At 66.6% G+C, this 19,584-nt stretch carries 17 protein-coding genes and 1 tRNA gene; 12 read left to right on the top strand and 6 right to left on the bottom strand.

The window, feature by feature from the left end:
- The first annotated feature begins 274 nt into the window (after positions 1 to 274).
- The 3 genes from NUV79_RS07010 (at position 275) to NUV79_RS07000 (ending at position 2,295) form a co-directional block, all read left to right on the top strand.
- Positions 275 to 1,552, top strand: coding sequence for a solute carrier family 23 protein (locus NUV79_RS07010; RefSeq protein ID WP_374678935.1), 1,278 nt, complete (start codon positions 275 to 277; stop codon positions 1,550 to 1,552).
- Between the two features lie 139 nt (positions 1,553 to 1,691).
- Positions 1,692 to 1,767: transfer RNA gene (locus NUV79_RS07005), tRNA-Lys, on the top strand.
- 270 nt (positions 1,768 to 2,037) lie between these two features.
- The gene (locus tag NUV79_RS07000; protein WP_257732339.1) at positions 2,038 to 2,295 is read left to right on the top strand and encodes a hypothetical protein; all 258 of its coding nucleotides are present in this window, start codon (positions 2,038 to 2,040) and stop codon (positions 2,293 to 2,295) included.
- A gap of 6 nt (positions 2,296 to 2,301) precedes the next feature.
- On the opposite strand, the gene NUV79_RS06995 is transcribed toward NUV79_RS07000, so the two are convergent.
- Positions 2,302 to 3,690 (bottom strand): M20 family metallopeptidase, encoded by a 1,389-nt coding sequence (locus NUV79_RS06995; RefSeq protein ID WP_257732338.1) that lies wholly within the window; start codon positions 3,688 to 3,690, stop codon positions 2,302 to 2,304.
- A 138-nt stretch (positions 3,691 to 3,828) separates the two neighbouring features.
- On the opposite strand from NUV79_RS06995, the gene NUV79_RS06990 reads away from it, so the two are divergent.
- A complete protein-coding gene (locus NUV79_RS06990) occupies positions 3,829 to 5,232 on the top strand; it encodes an SNF2-related protein (RefSeq protein WP_257732337.1) in 1,404 nt (467 codons plus the stop codon).
- A 3-nt stretch (positions 5,233 to 5,235) separates the two neighbouring features.
- Here the strand turns inward: NUV79_RS06990 and NUV79_RS06985 are convergent, their stop codons facing one another.
- The 3 genes from NUV79_RS06985 to uraH all read right to left on the bottom strand — a co-directional run bounded on the left by NUV79_RS06985 (position 5,236) and on the right by uraH (position 7,249).
- Complete coding sequence (locus tag NUV79_RS06985) at positions 5,236 to 5,394, bottom strand: hypothetical protein (protein WP_257732336.1); 159 nt, start codon at positions 5,392 to 5,394, stop codon at positions 5,236 to 5,238.
- A 70-nt stretch (positions 5,395 to 5,464) separates the two neighbouring features.
- Entirely contained in the window at positions 5,465 to 6,889 is a 1,425-nt protein-coding gene (puuE, locus tag NUV79_RS06980; RefSeq protein WP_257732335.1) for an allantoinase PuuE, read from the bottom strand.
- A gap of 6 nt (positions 6,890 to 6,895) precedes the next feature.
- On the bottom strand, positions 6,896 to 7,249 hold the full coding sequence (gene uraH, locus NUV79_RS06975) for a hydroxyisourate hydrolase (RefSeq protein ID WP_257732334.1): 354 nt from the start codon (positions 7,247 to 7,249) through the stop codon (positions 6,896 to 6,898).
- Between the two features lie 217 nt (positions 7,250 to 7,466).
- Between uraH and NUV79_RS06970 the strand changes: the two genes are divergently transcribed.
- Both NUV79_RS06970 and NUV79_RS06965 read left to right on the top strand, forming a co-directional pair.
- On the top strand, positions 7,467 to 8,702 hold the full coding sequence (locus NUV79_RS06970; RefSeq protein WP_257732333.1) for a urate hydroxylase PuuD: 1,236 nt from the start codon (positions 7,467 to 7,469) through the stop codon (positions 8,700 to 8,702).
- A gap of 305 nt (positions 8,703 to 9,007) precedes the next feature.
- Positions 9,008 to 11,503, top strand: coding sequence for a YfhO family protein (locus tag NUV79_RS06965; protein WP_257732332.1), 2,496 nt, complete (start codon positions 9,008 to 9,010; stop codon positions 11,501 to 11,503).
- 213 nt (positions 11,504 to 11,716) lie between these two features.
- Here the strand turns inward: NUV79_RS06965 and NUV79_RS06960 are convergent, their stop codons facing one another.
- Together NUV79_RS06960 and NUV79_RS06955 are read right to left on the bottom strand one after the other, a co-directional pair.
- On the bottom strand, positions 11,717 to 12,778 hold the full coding sequence (locus NUV79_RS06960; RefSeq protein WP_257732331.1) for an NAD(P)/FAD-dependent oxidoreductase: 1,062 nt from the start codon (positions 12,776 to 12,778) through the stop codon (positions 11,717 to 11,719).
- 157 nt (positions 12,779 to 12,935) lie between these two features.
- Entirely contained in the window at positions 12,936 to 13,364 is a 429-nt protein-coding gene (locus tag NUV79_RS06955) for a GlcG/HbpS family heme-binding protein (protein WP_257732330.1), read from the bottom strand.
- A 198-nt stretch (positions 13,365 to 13,562) separates the two neighbouring features.
- Between NUV79_RS06955 and lysM the strand changes: the two genes are divergently transcribed.
- The 6 genes from lysM to NUV79_RS06925 all read left to right on the top strand — a co-directional run bounded on the left by lysM (position 13,563) and on the right by NUV79_RS06925 (position 19,583).
- The gene (gene lysM, locus NUV79_RS06950) at positions 13,563 to 14,003 is read left to right on the top strand and encodes a peptidoglycan-binding protein LysM (protein ID WP_257732329.1); all 441 of its coding nucleotides are present in this window, start codon (positions 13,563 to 13,565) and stop codon (positions 14,001 to 14,003) included.
- A gap of 146 nt (positions 14,004 to 14,149) precedes the next feature.
- Positions 14,150 to 14,467: a rhodanese-like domain-containing protein gene (locus NUV79_RS06945; protein WP_257732328.1), complete on the top strand. Its 318-nt coding sequence runs from the start codon at positions 14,150 to 14,152 to the stop codon at positions 14,465 to 14,467.
- Positions 14,468 to 14,522: 55 nt separating this feature from the next.
- On the top strand, positions 14,523 to 15,482 hold the full coding sequence (locus NUV79_RS06940) for a YiiG family protein (RefSeq protein WP_257732327.1): 960 nt from the start codon (positions 14,523 to 14,525) through the stop codon (positions 15,480 to 15,482).
- Between the two features lie 103 nt (positions 15,483 to 15,585).
- Entirely contained in the window at positions 15,586 to 17,895 is a 2,310-nt protein-coding gene (locus tag NUV79_RS06935) for a xanthine dehydrogenase family protein molybdopterin-binding subunit (RefSeq protein WP_257732326.1), read from the top strand.
- Between the two features lie 131 nt (positions 17,896 to 18,026).
- Entirely contained in the window at positions 18,027 to 18,458 is a 432-nt protein-coding gene (locus NUV79_RS06930) for a c-type cytochrome (RefSeq protein ID WP_257732325.1), read from the top strand.
- Positions 18,459 to 18,647: 189 nt separating this feature from the next.
- Positions 18,648 to 19,583, top strand: a complete 936-nt coding sequence (locus tag NUV79_RS06925; protein WP_374678940.1) for a c-type cytochrome — start codon at positions 18,648 to 18,650, stop codon at positions 19,581 to 19,583.
- Position 19,584 lies beyond the last annotated feature (1 nt).

The raw sequence follows: 19,584 nt of genomic DNA, 5'->3' as shown, positions 1-19,584 counted from the left end.
TCATCCCGTGTCTGCGCTGCAGCGTGAAACGCTGCGGCGCAGACACGGGACCGCGCGCCGTGTGAGGCGCCCCTCCTAAAGCACTCCACAAGCGCGTCTTTTCCTGAGAACGGTCCCGTGTCTGCGCTGCGGCACTGCGTGCCGCAGCGCGCACGGGATGACCCGTGCTCTTCGATTCCGGTGGATGACGCCGGCGCGATCTGGCGCCGGCTCGCTTTTTGCTTTCATCTGCACGTCCGGTGCGGTCGCTCCCCCGGCGACCCTGGGGAGCGCGATGCCGATGGGCTATTTTCCGAACTGGACCTTGAAGACTTCCGGCGTCGTGATGCCGGACGAGCGGCTGCCGACCGGGCAGACGCTGATCGCCGGACTGCAGCACGTCGTCGCCATGTTCGGCGCGACGGTGCTGGCGCCGGTGCTGATGGGCTTCGATCCCAATGTCGCGATCTTCTTCTCAGGGATAGCGACCCTGCTGTTCTTCGTGATCACGCGCGGGCAGTTGCCGAGCTATCTCGGCTCCTCCTTCGCCTTCATCGGCGTCGTCATCGCGGCGACCGGCTATGCCGGCTCGGGCCCCAATGCAAATATCGGCGTGGCGCTCGGCGGCATCATCGCCTGCGGCGCGGTCTATGCCCTGATCGGCCTGATCGTGCAGGGCGTCGGCACGGCCTGGATCGAGAAGCTGCTGCCCCCGGTCGTGACCGGTGCCGTGGTGGCCGCGATCGGCCTCAATCTCACGGCCGTCGCGATCGGCATGATCTCGGCCAGCGCCTATACCAAATGGATCGCGCTGTTCACGGTCGTGGCGGTCGCGCTGATCGCCGTCTATGGGCGCGGGCTGCCGCAGCGCCTGCCGGTGCTGATCGGCGGGCTTGCCGCCTATATCCTTTATGCCGTGACCGCGTCGAGCTTTGGCGCGCCGACGATCGATTTCGGCAAGATCGGTGCAGCCGCCTGGTTCGGCATGCCGAAATTCGTAGCGCCGGTCTTCGACATAAAGGCGATGACGCTGATCGTGCCGGTCGCGATCATCCTGGTCGCGGAGAATCTCGGCCACATCAAAGGCATCGCGGTGATGACCGGCCGCAATTTCGACCATCTGATCGGCCGCGGCTTCATCGCCGACGGTCTTGGAACCATGATCGCCGGCTCGGGCGGCGGCACGGGCGTCACCACCTATGCCGAGAACATGGGCGTGATGGCGGTGACGCGGGTCTATTCGACGCTGGTCTTCGTCGCGGCCGGCGTCATCGCGCTCGTGCTCGGCTTCTCGCCCAAGTTCGGCGCGGTGATCGGCACGATCCCTGTCGCGGTGCTCGGCGGCCTCGCCGTCGTGGTCTTCGGCCTCATCGCCGCGACTGCCGGCCGGATCTGGGTCGAGAACAAGGTCGACTTCTCCGAGCCGAAGAACCTGATCACGGTCGCGACCGCGCTGATTCTCGGCGCCGGCGACCTGAAGCTGCCGATCTTCGGGTTCGAGCTTGGCGGAATCGGCACCGCGACCTTCGGCGCGATCATCCTTTATCACCTGCTGAACCGCCGTACGGCCTGACAATCCACAGCGCGGCGGGGCCTTTTCCGCCGCGTTTGAAAAAACTGTCACAGATGGGTGGACAGGGGGCGGGGCCTTTGCTACACGCCCCCTGCCTGACGCGGCCGACGCCGCTGACCGGCGACGCTTCGTGGCGTATGGGTGATTAGCTCAGTTGGTAGAGCAGCTGACTCTTAATCAGCGGGTCGTAGGTTCGAGCCCTACATCACCCACCACGACCTTTCTTTTAAAATCAGATAGTTGAATGCGGTGGCCGATCTTGGCCGCCGGAGCAGGGCGCGGGTATCGCGCCCTTTTCGCGTTCCTGGATTCGCACGGACTCGACCCACTGATTAAGAGTCAGCTGCTCTTCGCGGCTGGCGATGCTCAGGCTTCTCTAGGAGCGCTTTAGGCGATCATGCGTGCCGGATAGGGCGACTGCAATTCCCTGACAGGAGGGAGCCTTTCGGCGGCTCGGGCGTTCCTGTCCGAAAGGACAGGTTCATATGACGCTATTGGATCAAGGCCTTGCGGCCGCGCCCGGCAACACGCCGGCCATCCCGAATCCGCCGCCCGAGGCGCCGCCGTTGACGCCGAGCGAGGTTCCGCCGGCCCCGCCGGTCGAATCGCCGCCGGATGCCGAGCCGCAGGGCATTCCGACCGAGCCGCCGCCGGAATTGCCACCCAATGCGCCGCCGGAGGCTCCCCCGGCGACGCCGATCGATCTGCCGCCGGCGCGCGATCCGCGCCAGCCGCAGGAATAGTCTCGCTCAGAGCTTGGGCGCGTTGCCGGCGCCGATATCCCAGTAGAGCCCGGCCATGGCGACGAGCCCTTCGCGGGCGATCGCCGCCGGCAGGTGCTCATCCGGCGCGTGCTGTGAGCAGCCCGGATAGGAATGCGGCACCCAGATCGTGCGCAGCTTCAGGATCTCGGCGAAGATGTCGTTCGGCAGCGAGCCGCCGAGATTGGGCAGCAAAGCCGGCTTCTTGCCGGTGCTCTCGGCGATCGAATCGATCGTGAAGCGCACCCAGGCATCGTCGGGGTCGAGCCGCGTCGCGCCGAAGCGCTCGGTGCCGGGCATGACGATCTCGACCATGTCGAAGCCGTGGCGGTCGAGATGACGGCGGAGCGCCGGGGCGACGTCGCGCGGATCGATGCCGACGACGAAGCGCAGCGCCACGCGCGCCCAGGCGCTGGGTGGCACGGCGTTGACCGGCGTCTCCGGCACGCCGGACTTCATCGCCAGCACGTCGAAGGAGCACCAGCCGAAGACCTGTTCGGCCGGGGAGAGGCCGGGCTCGCCCCAGTTCGGATCGATGGTGGGGCCGTCCGGGCCGCCGTCGATCTCGCAATCGGCCAGCGCGCGGCGCACGCCGTCGGGCAGTTCCTTCGGCACCCATTCATGGATGCGGATCTGGCCGGTGGGCGAGGTAATCGAGGCGATCGCATGGGCGAGCTGGATCGCAGGGTCCGAGAGAATGCCTCCCCAGTTGCCGGAATGGTGGCCGCCGTCGCGTGCGGTGATCTGCAGGTCGAAAGTGATGACGCCGCGCGCGCCCAGGAAGACCGTCGGGCGCTCGGCATTGAGGCGCGGGCCGTCCGAGGCGATCAGGATATCGGCCTTGAGCAGTTCAGCCTCGTCCTCGCAGAGCTCGCGCAGGCCGGGAGAACCGGATTCCTCGCCCATCTCGATCAGATACTTGGCGTTGAAGCCGAGCTTGCCGCGCGTCTCCAGCACGGCGCGCAGGCCGTTGATGTTGATGAGATGCTGGCCCTTGTTGTCGACGACGCCGCGGCCGTACCAACGTCCGTCCCGCTCGACGAGCTTCCAGGGCGAGAGGCCCTCGCTCCATTGCGCGTCGAGGCCGCGGATGACGTCGCCATGGCCGTATCCGAGGATGGTCGGCAAAGCGGGGTCCTCGATGCGCTCGGCATAGAGGAAGGGGCCGCGCGCCTTGGCATGGGTCAGGATGCGGCAGGTGAAGCCGAATGATTCGAGCAGGGGCTGCATCTCCTTGTCGAGATACTCGCTCAGCACGGGAGCACGGTCGGGATTCTGGCTTTCGGTGGGGATCGCGACGAGCCGGCCGAGATCGGTCTTCATCCGGCCTGAGTCGAAATAATCCTGGGCTTTCGCGATCGCCTGCGCGCGGGTCATGGTCTTGTCGTCTCCCCAATAGGTGGCCGGCACAGTGCCGGTGGACGGGAGCGAACGCCAGTGCCAAGAGAGCCGGGCACGCCATGCCCGCCGGACAGGGCGGGGCGCCTCGCTGACCGACAGGGCACTTCCAGCCGCATGACGATGATCCCGCATCCGCACCAGCTCGTCGCCCGCGACGCCATCCTGGCGGCGCGGGGGAAGGGTGCGGCCGGCTTCCTGCTCGGCGACCTCACCGGCCTCGGCAAGACGCTTTCGGCCTGGCTGGCGCTCTCGGCGATGCCGGAGGAGGAGGTGCTGGTGATCTGCCCGAAGGGCGCGATCCCGCAATGGCGGCGGACCATGGCGCTGTCCGGCCTGCCGGCCAAGCGCGTGACGCTGATGAATTTCGAGAAGACGAAATCGCTGCTCGCGCCCGTCGCCGATAGCAAGAAGCGTTCGACGCGGGCGAAGAACAACGAGATCGCCAAGCATGGCCGGCCGAAGCGCGTCTGGCCGCTCGTGGTGATCGACGAGGCGCATCGCATCCGCAATCCCAACTCGCAGCAAGGGCTGGTCTGCCGGCAGATGGCGGAAGCGGCCGATTTCACGATCTATATGAGCGCGACGGCCGGGCAGTCGCCGCATGAACTGTCCTATCTCGCGGGCCTGCTGGCGAAGGCTGCCGGCATGCCCTCGGCCGATCTCGACGGATTTCGCGGGCTGATGAAGCGGTTGAAGATCGGACGCGCCAAGGGACGCTGGAAGAACTGGAGCTGGGAGCCGAACGAGGCCGACCGCAAGGTGATGGCCGATCTGCTCTATCGCGGCGCCAACGCCATCGGCCTGCGCCGCCGGCCGGAGGAGATCGCCGGCTGGCCGGAGGTGCAGCGGGAGCTGGCGCCGGTCGCGCTCGATACGGCGGCGCGCAAGCTCTATGACGCGACCTGGCGCGAGTTCCGCAAGGAGTTGGGACTGGCCGGCGGCTCGACGCGCAAGCCGCAGGGCTGGGCCGCCGATCTGCGGTTTCGGCAGAAGGCCAGTTTGCTGCGCATCCCCGGCACGGCCGATTTCTGCGAGGACCTGCTGGGGAATGACGAGCAGGTCGCGATCTCGGTCGCCTTTCTCGAGACCAGCGCGATGCTCGCCGAGACGCTCAGGGGGCGCGGCTGGCGCACGGCCGAGATCAATGGCCAGCGCTCGGGCGTGCAGAACGAGGAGACCCGCATCGCCTTCCAGACGGGGCAGCTCGATGCGGTGATCTTCACCGTGACCGAGTCGATCTCATTGCATCGGGGCGAGATGCCAGGCGGCGAGCGCGAGCGGGCGCTGGTCATCCACGACATGCGCCATAGCGCGATCCAGCTCCAGCAGATCGAGGGGCGCTGCCATCGCGACGGCCAGCACGCGACGATCTTCTACGCCTATGCCGAGGATACGGTGGAGGAGGCGATCGCCGGCACGGTGATCCAGCGCATGGCGGCGATGGAAGGTCTCGCCGGTGACGACACGCGGATGCTGGAGGCGATCGCGGGAATCGTCGAGGCGCGCGCGGCCGCGTAGCGCCTAATTGCGGGCGCGCTCGCCGAGTTCCCTGGCACCCTCGACCGACGAGTTGGTCAGCCTTGCAACGCTGTTCCAGGCGTCGCGCGTATAGGCGCCCTGATGGACGACAGCGTCATAGCCGATGACGAGCACGATGATGATCAGAAGCAGGCGGAACACGAACGAAAACCCTCCTCGATAGCGACGCATCAACGCCGCGATCGAAGGAGGGTTCCGGTCTGGTACGGTCTTAGGCCGCCGGCAGCAATTCCTTCAGCCGGAACAGGGCGATCTTCTCGACCTCGGCCAGCGCCGTCGCGGTTTCCTGCTCGGGCGTATTCTTCAAGCGCGCATCGAAGGCGGCGAGGATCTGGGCCTTGGTCGCGCCCTTCACCGCCATGATGAACGGGATGCCGAAGCGGGCCTTGTAGGCCTCGTTCAGCGCGGTGAAGCGGACGCGCTCGTCGCTGGTGAGGCGGTCGAGCCCGGCGCCGGCCTGCTCCTGCGTCGATTCCGGCGTGAGCTCGCCTGCGGCAGCGAGCTTGCCGGCGAGGTCGGGATGGGCGGTGAGCAGGGATTTCTGCTGTTCGGGCGAGCCCTTGCGCATGGCCGCAACCATCGCCGCATGCAGACTTTCCGCCGTATCGTGGCTCGCGTTGATGCCGGCATCGTAGGCGGCTTCGGCGATCCAGGGCGAGTGCTCCCAGACGCGGCCGAAGACCTCGGTGAAGAGTGCCATCGGCAGCCTCGAAGGGACATAGCCACCCTGGGGCGGCTGCGTCCTGACCCAGTGCCGGGCGATGTCGAGCCGGGTCGCGACCCAGACCCGGTCGTGGCTTTGCACATAGTCGAGGAAGCGGGCGAGCGCGGCGGCGCGGCCGGGGCGGCCGACGAGGCGGCAATGCAGGCCGATCGACATCATCTTCGGCGCGGTCTCGCCCTCGGCATAGAGCGTGTCGAACGAGTCCTTGAGATAGGTGAAGAATTGCTCGCCGGTGTTGAAGCCCTGCGGCGTGGCGAAGCGCATGTCGTTGGCATCGAGCGTATAGGGCACGGCGAGCTGCGGCCCCTTCGGTCCTGCGAGCCAATAGGGCAGTTCGTCGGCATAGACGTCGGCGGTGTAGAGGAAGCCGCCTTCCTCCATCGTCAGGGGAATGGTGTTTTCGGAGGTGCGGCCCTGGTAGCAGCCGAGCGGGCGCTCGCCGGCCAGCTCGGTCTGGATGCGGATCGCTTCCAGGATATCGGCGCGCTCGCGCTCCTTGGGCGTATCGCGATAGTCGATCCATTTCAGGCCGTGGGTCGCGATCTCCCAGCCGGCTTCCTGCATCGAGCCGACGATCTCGGGATAGCGGGCGAGCGCGCTGGCGACGGCGAAGACGGTGACCGGCATGTTCCGTTCGGTGAACATCCGCCAGAGCCGCCAGTAGCCGGCGCGGGAGCCGTATTCGTAGATCGATTCCATGTTCATGTGGCGCTGGCCCGGCCAGGGCGCGGCGCCGACGATCTCGGAGAGAAAGGCCTCGGAGGCCGCGTCGCCATGGAGGATGCAGTTCTCGCCGCCCTCCTCGTAATTGATCACGAACTGGACGGCGATGCGCGCCTCGCCCGGCCAATGCGGATGCGGCGCCGCGCGGCCATAGCCCTTCATGTCGCGCGGATAGGTGGTCTGGCTCATGATGGTCTAGCTGCCGCGATAGGTGGAATAGCTCCAGGGCGAGGCCAGGAGCGGGACGTGATAACGGCCCTCCGGCTCGGCGATGCCGAAGCGGACAGGGACGAGATCGAGGAATGCGGGCTCGGGCAAGGCGGTGCCGAGGCCACGGAAATAGGCGCCGATGGCGAAGGTCAGCTCATAGCTGCCGGGGGTAAGCGTTCCCGAGAGCAGGGCGGCGTCGGTACGGCCATCGCTGTTGGTCACAGCCTCTACCAGTCGCTCGCGCGAACCGTCGGCCTTGATCCGGTCGAGCGTCACCGCGATGCCGGCGCCGGGGCGGCCGTTCACCGTGTCGAGCACATGCGTCGAGAGATGTCCCATGCGGTCTCCTGAAGTCCGGGGTGGGGCCTTGCCGGTTTCCGGGGAGTGTACGGCGCCGCTCGCGGCGGTGAATATTGGCTTTTGCGATAAGATCATGTTCCCGGATGTCAATCCGCAAGGCTGTTCCGGCGATTTCGGAGACAGCGAAAGCAGGTTATTTTGATCCGGCCGGAGCTCCCGGCCCGGTTTTCCTCCAGCACTCCCGGAGCGCAGCGCGATGCTCGAAGCCTATCTGATGGAATGGGGCGGCATGATGCTGCGCTGGCTCCATGTCATCACGGCGATCGCCTGGATCGGAGCTTCCTTCTTCTTCATCCATCTCGACGCCTCGCTGAAGCCGGCCGAGGACATTCCGCCCGGGACCGGCGGGCGCGCCTGGCAGGTCCATGGCGGCGGCTTCTACGAGATGCGGAAATACATGGTCGCGCCGGGCGTGATGCCGGCCGAGCTGACCTGGCACAAATGGCAGAGCTACTGGACCTGGATCTCCGGCTTCTTCCTGCTGGTCTGGGTCTATTACGCCCAGTCGGAGCTCTACCTGATCGATCCGGCGGTGATGCAGCTCTCGCCCTTCGCGGCGGGCGCGATCGGCATTGCGGCGCTGGTGGTCGGCTGGCTGATCTACGACCTCTTGTGCAAGTCGCCTCTCGGCAAGCATGACGTGCTGCTCGGCCTCGTCGGCTTCGGCTATGTCGTCGCGGCGAGCTGGGCCTTCGCCAACGTGTTCTCGGGGCGCGGCGCGCTGATCCATACCGGCGCGCTGATGGCGACGATCATGACCGCCAACGTCTTCTTCAACATCATGCCGGGCCAGCGGAAGGTGATCGCCGCGCTGACCGCAGGCGAGAAGCCCGATCCGAAATACGGCAAGGCCGCCAAGCAGCGCTCGACGCATAACAACTACATCACCCTGCCGGTGCTGTTCCTGATGCTGTCGAACCACTATCCGGTGACCTACGCCAATTCGAGCGCGATCCCGTTGCTGGTGGCGCTGGTGATCGTGGCCGGCGCTCTGATCCGGCATTTCTTCAATATCCGGCACGGCGACCACGCCAAGTCGCCCTGGTGGTGCTGGGCGGTGGCGATCCTGGCGCTCTGGCTCGCCTTCTGGGTGGCGATGTCGTCCTCGCCCGGCGGGCGCGAGCAGCTCGGCCTCAAGGCGCGCGATGCGGGCAAGCCCGTGCTGCTCGCCGGCATGAGCCTGCCGCCGACGGAGGTCTCGAACATCGTGACCGGGCGCTGCGCCATGTGCCATGCGCCGGAACCGTCCTGGCCCGGCATCCAGATCGCGCCGAAGGGGGTGATGCTGCACGAGCCCGAGCAGATCGCCATGCATGCCCGCGCCATCCGGACGCAGGCGGTGATGACCCATGCGATGCCGCCGAACAACCTCTCCGGCATGACTCCGGCCGAGCGGAAGGCGCTGGCGGGCTGGCTAGCTGCGGCGCGCTGAGGCTCTGCGCCGTCATGCTCGCCTTTGTGGCGAGCATCCACGTCTTGAACACAGCCTTCGACCAGCGAAGACGTGGATGGTCGGGACAAGCCCGACCATGACGCAGAGGGCGTTCGGGGCGCTGCAACTTCCGCCGCTTACACATCCCATTTCTGCATTCTTCAGACTGTCATCAGCCTCGTTCACGGAGGCGTGATCACGTTCAGATTCGGTTCAGGTACGCAGCGCCATGGTCCAGCCACTGACAGGGCTGGAGACAGGATCCCAGAACGGGACCGTTCGTGCCGAGGACCGTGGGGGTCCAGTTGAGACGCGTTGATGCAAGGGGCGCCGGCTACCTGCTGGCGGCCATCGGTTTCGTCGTGGCATGGGGCATCCTGTGCTGGCCCTGGCTTTCGGGGGCGGTGACGATTCCGTTCGACGCCAAGGCGCATTTCCAGGCGCAGGTGCAGTTCCTCGCCAACGCGATCCATACCGGCCAGTCCCCCTTCTGGAACCACAACGTCTTCGCCGGCTCGCCGCAGATCGCCGACCCCCAATCGCTGATCTTCTCGCCTGCGATCCTGCTCGCGCTGATCTCGCCGGAGCCGAGTTTCCGCGAGGTCGATGCCTATGTGCTGGCGCATCTGCTCGCCGGCGGGCTCGCGCTCCTGATGTTCTTCCGCGATCGCGGCTGGCACCCGGCCGGCGGCCTGATGGCGGCGCTGGTCTTCGCCTTCGGCGCTTCGGCGGCCTGGCGCGTCCAGCATGTCGGGCAGATCGCGAGCTATGCCTTCTTCGCCATCGCCTTCTGGCTGACGGCGCGCATGCTGCAGCGCTCCTCGATCCTGTCGGGCGTCTTCGCCGGCCTCGCGGCCGGCATGATGGTGCTGGAGCCGGACCAGGTCGCGCTGCTTGCCGGCTATGTGCTGGTCGCGATGGTCGTGGCGCACTGGATTTCCGGCGGCTGGTCGGCTTTCAAGGCGAGCCTGTTGCCGATCACCGCTGCCAGCGTCGTCGGCCTCGCGGTCATCGCCATGCCCTTGATCTGGACCTGGCTCTTCGCCGAGGCGACGACCCGGCCGGAGATCGATTTCGGCATCGCGGCGCGCGGCTCGCTGCATCCGATGTCGCTGCTCTCCGCCTTCGTCGGCGACCTGTTCGGCGCCAAGGACCCGGCCGTCGAGTTCTGGGGCCCCTATGGCGATGCGCGGGTGCTCTATCTCTCGCAGAACATGGCGCAGGTCTATTTCGGCGCGCTGCCGCTGCTGCTTTTGCTGGCGCCCGGCCTGACGCGCGGCTGGCTCTGGGACAGGTCGGTGCGCCCGCTGACGCTGATGCTGGTCTTCATGGTGCTGTTCGCGCTTGGCCGCTACACGCCGCTGTTCCACCTGACCTATGAGTACCTGCCCGGCGTGAAGCAGTTCCGCCGCCCGGCCGACGCGACCTTCCTGATCGGCGGCATCGCGGCGATCCTCTCGGGCTATGTGCTGCATCGCATCCTGACGGCGGAGGCGGGCACCTCGTTCCGCCGCGACATGCTGATCGGGGCGGCGCTGGTTCTCGGCACACTCGTGCTCGCGCTCGGCGTGTCGCGTGGCTGGGGCCATCTCGCTGACGCCTGGAAGCCGGTCGCGATGGCGCTCGGCTGGTTCGCGCTGGCGGGCGGGGCGTTCTTCATCCTGCAGCGCTGGCGCGGCGCGCTCGGCTCGGCGGCTGCGGCGGTTCTGGTCACGGGCGTCGTTGCGGCCGATCTCGGCGTCAACAACGGCCCGAACGAATCGACCGCTCTCTCGCCGCAGATGTATGACGTGCTGGATTCCCGCACGAAGAACGACACGATCGCGCTGCTGAAGCAGTTGACCTCCCAGCCGGACGGCTCGCCGCGCCGCGACCGGGTGGAGCTGCTCGGCATGGGCTTCGAATGGCCGAATGCCGGCATGGTCCATGGCTTCGATCATACGCTGGGCTACAACCCGCTGCGGCTGGAGGATTTCTCCGAGGCGGTGGGCACCGGCGACGGCATCGCCAAGCCGGCGGACCGCAAGTTCACGCCGCTCTTCCCGTCCTATCGCTGCCGGCTCGCGAACCTGTTGGGCCTGCGCTACATCGCCTCGCCGGTGCCGATCGAGCAGGTCGACCGCGCGCTGGGCGGCAATGACCTCACCCTGATCGCCCGGACGAAGCAGGGCTATGTCTACGAGAATCCGCGGGCGCTGCCGCGCGTGCAGTTCGTCGGCGGTTGGCAATTCGCCGATTTCGAGAGCATGAAGCTGTCCGGCCGCTGGCCGGAGACCGATCCGACCCAGGCCGTTCTCCTCGATACCGAGCCGCCGGTCGCGACGCCGGAAGGGCCGGTCGCGGCACAGGCCGAGGTCAAGTTGACGCGCTATCTCAATGCCCAGGTCGAGATCGAGGTCACCACCCCGGTCGCCGGCTTCGTCGTGCTCAACGATATCTGGCACCCCTGGTGGAAGGCCGAGGTCGACGGCGTCGAGGCCGAGATCCTGCGGGCCAATGTGCTGTTCCGCGCCGTGCAGGTGCCGGCCGGCACGCATAAGGTGCGCTTCAGCTTCCAGCCGCTCTGGGGGGCGATCGCCGAGCTCCGGGCGCGCATCGAGCCGCAGGAGCCGGACGACATGCTGCCGCCGGCACCGCGCCATGACGCGCCACAGATCGTCACCGCGCCGGGCGAGATGCCGAAGCTTGCCGGCCCGTCCGAGAGCGTACGCAATTCGCTGGGTCTAGGCACCGCCCAGGGTCCGGCGGCGCGCAACGGCACCGCCGCCGCGCATATCCCCGGCGACGCCGTCGCCCATTGAAAAAGCCGCGGCGGGTGCCGCGGCTTTCAAGGAAGCGCTGTCATCCCGTGCGCGCTGCGGCATGCGAAGGCCGCTGCGCCGACACGGGACCGTTTCCCGGAAAAGGCGCCTTTGCGGAACCCATGAGGAAGGGAGCCTCAAGCGGCACGCGGTCCCGTGTCTGCGCAGCAGCGCTTTACGCTGCGGCGCGCACGGGATGACGGGACCCCTCGCTCAGGCGACGCCGAGCTTCTTCTGCAGGCTCGTCGAGGAGGTCGTGTACTGGAAGGTCAGCCGCTTCTCCGGATAGACGTAGCGGTGGACCTTCTGGGCGCAGAGCGCCGCCTCGTGGAAGCCCGAGAGGATGAGCTTGAGCTTGCCCGGATAGGTGTTGATGTCGCCGACGGCAAAGATGCCCGGCACGCTGGTCTCGAACTTCTCGGTATCGACCGGAACCAGGTTCTCGTTGAGGTTCAGGCCCCAGTCGGCGATCGGGCCGAGCTTCATCGTCAGGCCGAAGAAGGGTAGCAGCGTATCGCAGGCGACCTCGAAGGGCTCGTTGTCGGTGCCACGGCAGACGACCGCCTCGAGCTTGCCGTTCTCGCCCTTCAGGCCGGTGACCTGGCCGAGCTTCATGTCCATCTTGCCGTCAGCGACGAGGCTGCGCATCTGCTCGACCGAATGCGGCGCGGCGCGGAAATCGTCGCGGCGGTGCATCAGCGTGACGCGGCTGGCGATGGGCTGGAGGTTCAGCGTCCAGTCGAGCGCGGAATCGCCGCCGCCGACGATCAGGATGTTGCGGCCGCGGAAGGCCTCCATCTTGCGCACGGCATAGAAGACCGAGCCGGCCTCATAGGCTTCGATGCCCGGGATCGGCGGCTTCTTCGGCTGGAAGGAGCCGCCGCCGGCCGCGATGATCAGGGTCTTGGTGTCGAAGACGGTGCCGGCATCGGTGGTGACGCGGAAGCGCGGCGCCTCGGCCGTTCCGGTCGGCTCCACCGCCTCGATCATCTGGTTGAGATGGAAGGTCGGCCCGAACGGCTTGATCTGCTCCAGCAGGTTGTCGACAAGCGCCTGGCCGGTGACCATCGGGAAGCCCGGGATGTCGTAGATCGGCTTCTCCGGGTAGAGCTCGGCGCATTGCCCGCCGACCTTCGGCAGGATGTCGACGAGATGCGCGCGGATATCGAGCAGGCCGAGCTCGAAGACGGTGAAGAGGCCACAGGGGCCGGCACCGACGATGACAACGTCGGTGGTGATGACTTCGTTTTCGTTGGCGGCAGCCGCTTCGCTCATGATTCTACCTTCGAGCCGGTCCAAACTGTCCGATTTAACGAACCCGCGCGGAGGACATGAGGCTTCGAAGGCCGGTTGGCAAGTGCAAAGTGAGAAATCGCGGAGGCGACCGGGGAGGGGAAAGACCCTTCTCTTTTTCCCGGTCGCCGGAGTGGATTCAGGCTCCCGTATCGGCCTTGAGCCCGGCGGCGGCGATGCCGGCGCAGGCTGCGGCCTCGTCATTGTCGGAGGTGTCGCCGGAAATGCCGACAGCGCCGAGCAGCGCGCCCTCGGGCGAGCGGATCAGCACGCCGCCGGGGACCGGCACCAGCGAGCCGCCGACGGCATGGGTCGCCGCCTCGACGAAATAGGGCCGGTCCAGCGCCATCTTGTGCAGCGCGCGCGAGCCGACGCCGAGCGCGACAGCGCCATGGGCCTTGCCGAGCGCGATCTCGCCGCGCTTCAGGCTGGTGCCGTCCTGCGCGGCGAAGGCCTTCTGGGCGCCGCGTGCATCGAGCACGGCGATGGCGAGCGGCTTGAAGCCGTTCGATTCGGCATGGCCGAGCGCGGTCTGGAGGATGGTCTGGGCCTGGGCGAGGGTCAGCATGGGGAAACTCCGCTTTCGTCAGCGACGTTCTTTCTCGTCAGCGACGTTCTTGCCAGCCGCAGGCCGCGCGGAAAAGGCCGTGCGGGCCCGCTTTTGCGCAATCGGCGCTAGCCGGCAAGCAAAACACCTTTTCCCTGCCGACTTGCATAGGGCCGTCCGACAGGGCTTGATAGCGCCGCGACACGCGGAGGTTTACTCATGGGTCTGTTCAGTTTCATCAAGGATGCCGGCGCCAAGATTTTCGGCGGCTCGGCCAAGGCGGCGACCGCCGACGATCTGCAGAAGGAACTTGCGGGGCACGGCCTGCCTTCCGACGTCAATATCCAGATCGACGGCGACAAGGTGAAGGTGTCCGGCAAGGCCGTTTCGACGGAAGAAGCCGAGAAGATCATTCTCGCGCTCGGCAACACCACCGGCGTGGCCCAGGTCGAATCCGATCTCGCCGTGACCAAGGAAGCCGCGGCTGCGGTGTTCTATACAGTGAAGAAGGGCGACACGCTCTGGAAGATTGCCGAGGAGCATTACGGCAAGGGCCAGGGCGCGAAATACACCGAGATCGTCAAGGCCAACACGCCGCCGGTCAAGAATCCCGACCTGATCCAGCCGGGCTGGGTCCTGCGCATTCCGCCGAAGGCCTGAGGCCGTTTGGTTCCAGGGCAGCCGCGTGCCTTGCGCCCGCGGCTGCTTTTCGTTTCAGGCATTCCGCAGCGCCGACAGATGGTGGCGCTTGCGGGACCGCCGCCCTATCTCAACGGCTCGCCTGACCGAGCTGGAGTGGCCCGCCCATGATCGTGAACGACCTCGATATCGACGCCGTGAAGGCGGGCCTGGGCGATGGCTCCATCCTGCTGGTCGATGTGCGCGAGCCCCATGAATTCGCCGCCGGACATATTCCGGGCTCGGTATCGCGGCCCCTGTCGCAATTCGATCCCGCCGACCTGCCGAACGAGCCGGGCAAGCGCATCGTGCTCTCCTGTGCGGCGGGCGTGCGCTCGCGGCGCGCGCTCGAATTCGCGCAATCGGCCGGGCTCGACATCGACAGCCACTATGCCGGCGGCTTCAAGGACTGGCTGATGCATGGCGAGCCGGTGACGCAGGATTGAGGGCCTGAAGCCCGATCCGCGTTCCGCGCCGTCTGCAAGACTAAGGATAGAGACCATGCTGACCCGTGCATTCTTCTACGGTGCCGTTTGTGCCACTGCGATCCTTCTGGCCGCTCCCGGAGCAGGCTGGGCGCAAGGTGTCGCGACGATGCCGGCCGGCAGCGCCAGCAAGGCCGGCGATGACGACCTCCAGGCCGCGATCACCAAGTCGAACGCCTATACCGGGCTGATGAACCGCACGCTGCGGGCGATCCAGTCCTGGGAGCGCTATGGCAGCTGGGTCGATATGAAGAAGGGCCCGACCGGCAAGGAGCGCTACATTACCTACGGGCTCTACAGCCTCTATGACGTTGCGGGCGAGATCAAGAAGGCCGAGGAGGCGATGGCCCGCGAGCCGAAGCTGCCGGCGATCGACGAGACCATGGGCCGCTATATCAAGGCCTATCAGGAGCTGGCGCCGCTGATCACCAAGGCCGAGCGCTATTACGACCGCAAGGACTATCGCGACGACAATCTCGCCGAGGGCCAGAAGCTGCATGCGCTGATGGTGCCGGCGGCGAAGACCTTCCTGGAGGAGCGCTCCAAGCTCGATGCGCTGATGCGCGTCTACAAGCGCGGTCTCGACCAGCGCGAGCTCGCCTCGGTCGAGCAGCGCGAGGGCAAGTCGGCCCGCTGGCAGGTGCGCAACATCATGATCAATGCGCGCGCCGTCATGGACCTGATGCCGAGCAACGAGAGCCCGATCGTCGATCTCAAGTCCTTCAACGCCGCGGTCGCCGATTATGCCGCCGCGGTCCGCGAGATGGACGCCTTCAAGGACAAGGATCCCAAGGGCGTGCCCTTCATCGAGAGCCAGGCGAGCTCCTGGCTCGGCAAGCTGCGCGATTTCAGCGACAAGCTTGCCAAAAGCAAGGGCGATGTCCGGCGCGGCGCGGCCAACGACGCCAACTGGATCGTCAACAACTACAACACCATGGTTTCGCTCTCGGAGACGGCTGTCCGCATGTCGCGTTGACGGCGCAATGCACCAGACGCACCCCGGCGCGCCACGCGCCGGGGGCTGACGTGGCATGATTTCTGTTTCAGACTTTCATTAGACCTAACTGAGGATATGCCTCATGCGTCCCATGAAATTCGGTTTCGGCCAGCCGGTGCGGCGGGTCGAGGATCAGCGCCTGACCACCGGCACCGGCCGCTACACGGACGACATCGCCGCTGACGGTGCTCTCCACGCCTTCGTGCTGCGCTCGCCTTACGCCCATGCCCGCTTCGCCGTCGCGGATGTCGAGACCGCCCGCAAGATGAAGGGCGTGAAGCTCATCCTGACCGGGGCCGATGTCTCCCAGTACGGCGACCTGCCCTGCAAGGGGCATGTGAAGACGACCTCCGGCGAGATGTCGAAGTCGCTGCCGGTTCCGGTGCTGCCGACCGACACCGTCCGCCATGTCGGCGAGGCCGTCGCCTTCATCGTCGCGGAGACGCTGGCGCAGGCGCGCGACGCGGCCGAAGCCATCGCCATCGATTGGGACCCGCTGCCGGCGGTGACCGGAATCGCCGAAGCGTTGGAAGCGGATGCGCCGCAGGTCTGGCCTGATCGCAAGGGTAATGTCGCTTTCGAAGCCGAGCAGGGGGACCGCGAGCGGACCGAGAAGGCCTTTGCCAAGGCGGCGCGCACCGTCTCGCTCACCGTCGTCAACAACCGGCTTGCCTCCAATTACATGGAGACACGCGCCTGCATCGCCGAATACGACAAGGCCGACAAGCGCTGGACCCTGACGCTCGGCAGCCAGGGCAGCCATGGCATGCGCGACCTGATCGCGACCTATGTGCTCAAGGTCGATCCCAAGCGCATCCGCGTGGTGACGCCGGATGTCGGCGGCGGCTTCGGCACCAAGATCTTCCTCTACCGGGAATATCCGCTGGCGATGATCGCGGCGGAGAAGCTGAAGCGCCCTGTGCGCTGGGTCGCCGACCGCAACGAGCACTTCCTCGCCGATACCCATGGCCGGGCCAATCTCGCGACGGCGACGATGGCGCTCGACGCCAAGGGCCGGTTCATCGGCCTCAAGGTCGATCTCTCGGCCGAGATGGGCGCCTATCTCTCGCAATATGGGCCCTTCATCCCCTGGGTCGGCACCACGATGACGCCGGGCTGCTACAATATCCCGGCCGTGCATGTCGTGTTCCGGGGCGTGCTGACCCACACCACGCCGGTGGATGCCTATCGCGGCGCGGGCAGGCCGGAGGCGGCCTATCTGATCGAGCGGCTGGTCGATGCGATCGCGCGCGAGACCGGCAAGACGCCGGACGCGGTGCGCGCGCAGAATTTCGTCAAGCCGACGGAGATGCCGCACAAGACGCAGACCGGCCCGGTCTACGATTCCGGCGAGTTCGAGGGCCATATGCGCCGCGCCATGGATGTCGCCGACTGGAAGGGCTTCAAGGCCCGCCAGAAGGCCTCGGCCAAGGCCGGCAAGATTCGCGGCATCGGCCTGGCCAGCTATATCGAGGCCTGCGGCGGCGGCGGCCCGGAGAGCTCCACGGTCATTCTTGAAAAGGACGGCACCGTCACCGTGCTGATCGGCACGCAGTCGAACGGGCAGGGGCACGAGACGGCTTATTCGCAGCTCGTCTCGCAGCATCTCGATATCCCCATGGACCGCATCCGCGTCGTGCAGGGCGATACCGATCGGGTCGAGACCGGCTCCGGCACCGGCGGCTCGCGCTCTATCCCTGTGGGTGGTGCGGCGCTCGACAAGGCGACGGGCATCCTGACCGACAACCTGAAGCAGCTCGCTTCCGAGAAGCTCGAGGCGGCTTTGGGCGATCTCGAGATCGTCGACGGCGCGGTCCGCATCGTCGGCACCGACAAGGCGCTCGACCTGGCCGCCATCGCCGCGCTGCCGGGGGCGACCCCGGCTCTGCTCAAGGTCCATCAGAGCTGGCAGCCGCCGGAGGCGACCTATCCGAACGGCACCCATGTCTGCGAGCTGGAGATCGATCCCGGCACCGGTGGCACCGAAATCCTCAACTATGTCGTGGTCGACGATTTCGGCGTGACGCTGAACCCGCTGATGCTGCAGGGGCAGGTGCATGGTGGTTCGGCGCAGGGAATCGGCCAGGCGCTGATGGAGGAGATCCGCTTCGATCCGGACGGGCAGATGCTGACCGCGACCTTCATGGACTATGCCCTGCCGCGCGCGATCGACATCCCGAACTTCCATTTCGAGACGCGCAATGTCCGCTGCCTGACCAATGCCATCGGCGTGAAGGGCGCGGGCGAGGCGGGAGCGATCGGCGCCTGCCCGGCGGTGATGAACGCGGTGGTCGATGCGCTCGACCGGGCTGCCGGCATCAAGGCCATGGACATGCCGGCGACGCCGCTCAAGGTCTTCACGGCGCTGAAGGAGGCCGGTTATCGGCTTTGACGCAAGGGCAGTCTTGCGGCTCTGCAAGCCCGCTCACGCAAAAGCGACTTGGCGGTTGCGCGATCATCGTTTGATCTGGACAAGTTCAAAAGAGCGCCACTCGGCGTGAACTGGTCTCAGAGGGGAACCGAATGATCCGCACCGCTCTCGTTCTTGCCGGCCTCGGGCTCGGCCTCACTGCCGTGATGGCGCAGTCGAACCCGATCGCGGAGCGCAAGGACGCGATGAAGGCGGTCGGCGCAGCGACGCGCGACGGTGCGGCGATGGCGAAGGGCGAAGTTGCCTTCGATGCCGCCAAGGCGCAGGCAGTCTTCAAGACCTATGCCGACGCGGCCAAGAAGATGCCCACCCTGTTCCCGGATTCATCCAAGACCGGCGGCGAGACAACGGCCAATCCGAAGATCTGGGAGGATCAGGCCGGGTTCAAGGCCGCCTTCGTCAAGTTCGAGGCCGATGCGGCGGCCGGCGCGACCGTCGCGAATCTCGATGGCTTCCGTACCGCCTTCGGCGCGGCGACGAAGAATTGCGGCACCTGCCACGAGGTCTATCGCATCAAGAAGTGACCGGCCTCGCGGCTGGTTCGAGAAGCGGGCGCCAGCGATGGCCGCCCGCTTTTTTTGTCGCGGCCGGAGCCTTCGCCGCCTGCAGGAATTGAAAACGAGCCAGTTTGGAATTGCTGCGTTTTGAGGGTTGCCGATGAAGCGCCGGCCCGTCCAATCTGTCTGACGTGCTGACGGGAGACCTCGATGCTGTTGCTGCGCCGCCTTTTCGTGACCCTCGTCTTGCTGGCGGTCGTGGGTTTTGCGGGCTTCTACGTGCTGACCGACCCGCGCGTGGTTTCGCCTTCGCCGGAGATCGGAGCGCTGCCGGCGGCGGATATCGAGAATGGCCGGGTGCTTTTCAACGCGGGCGGCTGCGCTTCCTGCCATGCCACGCCCGGACAGGACGACAAGCTCAGGCTCGGCGGCGGGCTGGCGCTGGAATCTCCCTTCGGGACTTTCCACGCGCCGAACATCTCGCCGCATACGCGTGACGGTATCGGCAACTGGGGCGTTCAGGATTTCGTCGATGCGATGGCGGCGGGCGTCTCGCCGCGCGGCCAGCATCTCTACCCGTCCTTCCCCTACACCTCCTACCGGCTGATGCCGCCGAAGGCGCTGGCCGATCTCTTCGCCTATATCCGCACGCTGCCGCCGGTCGAGGGCAAGGCCGCGCCGCATGACCTGCCGTTCCCGTTCAATATCAGGCGCATGGTCGGCGGCTGGAAGCTGCTGTTCTTCGAGGGCGCGTCCTTCAGGGCGGACCCGACGAAGAGCGAGACCTGGAACCGCGGCGCCTATCTGGTCAATGGACCCGGTCATTGCGCCGAGTGCCACTCGGCTCGCAATGCGCTTGGCGCCATCGTCCCGGCAACCCGCTTCGCCGGTGGGCCAGACCCGGAAGGCAAGGGCTGGGTGCCGAACATCACCCAGTCCGAGAAGGGGCTGGGCAAATGGTCGAAGGAGGAGATCGCCGAACTGCTGAAGACCGGCTTCACGCCGAGCTTCGACAGTGTCGGCGGCTCGATGGCCTCGGTCGTGCGCAACATCGCGCAATTGCCCGAGGCCGACCGGATGGCGATGGCGGAATACCTCAAATCGCTGCCGGCCATCGAGGGGCCGGCACGACCGCAGGCCAAGGTGCCCTGAG

The sequence above is a fragment of the Allobosea sp. 47.2.35 genome (genome assembly GCF_024655635.1).
Lineage (GTDB): Bacteria > Pseudomonadota > Alphaproteobacteria > Rhizobiales > Beijerinckiaceae > Allobosea.
This window is presented reverse-complemented; position numbering and strand designations above follow the sequence as displayed.

Coding starts and splice junctions, on each gene's coding strand:
- NUV79_RS07010 (WP_374678935.1), top strand. CDS start 275: ATGCCGATGGGCTATTTTCCGAACTGGACCTTGAAGACTTCCGGCGTC.
- NUV79_RS07000 (WP_257732339.1), top strand. CDS start 2,038: ATGACGCTATTGGATCAAGGCCTTGCGGCCGCGCCCGGCAACACGCCG.
- NUV79_RS06995 (WP_257732338.1), bottom strand. CDS start 3,690: ATGACCCGCGCGCAGGCGATCGCGAAAGCCCAGGATTATTTCGACTCA.
- NUV79_RS06990 (WP_257732337.1), top strand. CDS start 3,829: ATGACGATGATCCCGCATCCGCACCAGCTCGTCGCCCGCGACGCCATC.
- puuE (WP_257732335.1), bottom strand. CDS start 6,889: ATGAGCCAGACCACCTATCCGCGCGACATGAAGGGCTATGGCCGCGCG.
- uraH (WP_257732334.1), bottom strand. CDS start 7,249: ATGGGACATCTCTCGACGCATGTGCTCGACACGGTGAACGGCCGCCCC.
- NUV79_RS06970 (WP_257732333.1), top strand. CDS start 7,467: ATGCTCGAAGCCTATCTGATGGAATGGGGCGGCATGATGCTGCGCTGG.
- NUV79_RS06960 (WP_257732331.1), bottom strand. CDS start 12,778: ATGAGCGAAGCGGCTGCCGCCAACGAAAACGAAGTCATCACCACCGAC.
- NUV79_RS06955 (WP_257732330.1), bottom strand. CDS start 13,364: ATGCTGACCCTCGCCCAGGCCCAGACCATCCTCCAGACCGCGCTCGGC.
- lysM (WP_257732329.1), top strand. CDS start 13,563: ATGGGTCTGTTCAGTTTCATCAAGGATGCCGGCGCCAAGATTTTCGGC.
- NUV79_RS06945 (WP_257732328.1), top strand. CDS start 14,150: ATGATCGTGAACGACCTCGATATCGACGCCGTGAAGGCGGGCCTGGGC.
- NUV79_RS06940 (WP_257732327.1), top strand. CDS start 14,523: ATGCTGACCCGTGCATTCTTCTACGGTGCCGTTTGTGCCACTGCGATC.
- NUV79_RS06935 (WP_257732326.1), top strand. CDS start 15,586: ATGCGTCCCATGAAATTCGGTTTCGGCCAGCCGGTGCGGCGGGTCGAG.
- NUV79_RS06930 (WP_257732325.1), top strand. CDS start 18,027: ATGATCCGCACCGCTCTCGTTCTTGCCGGCCTCGGGCTCGGCCTCACT.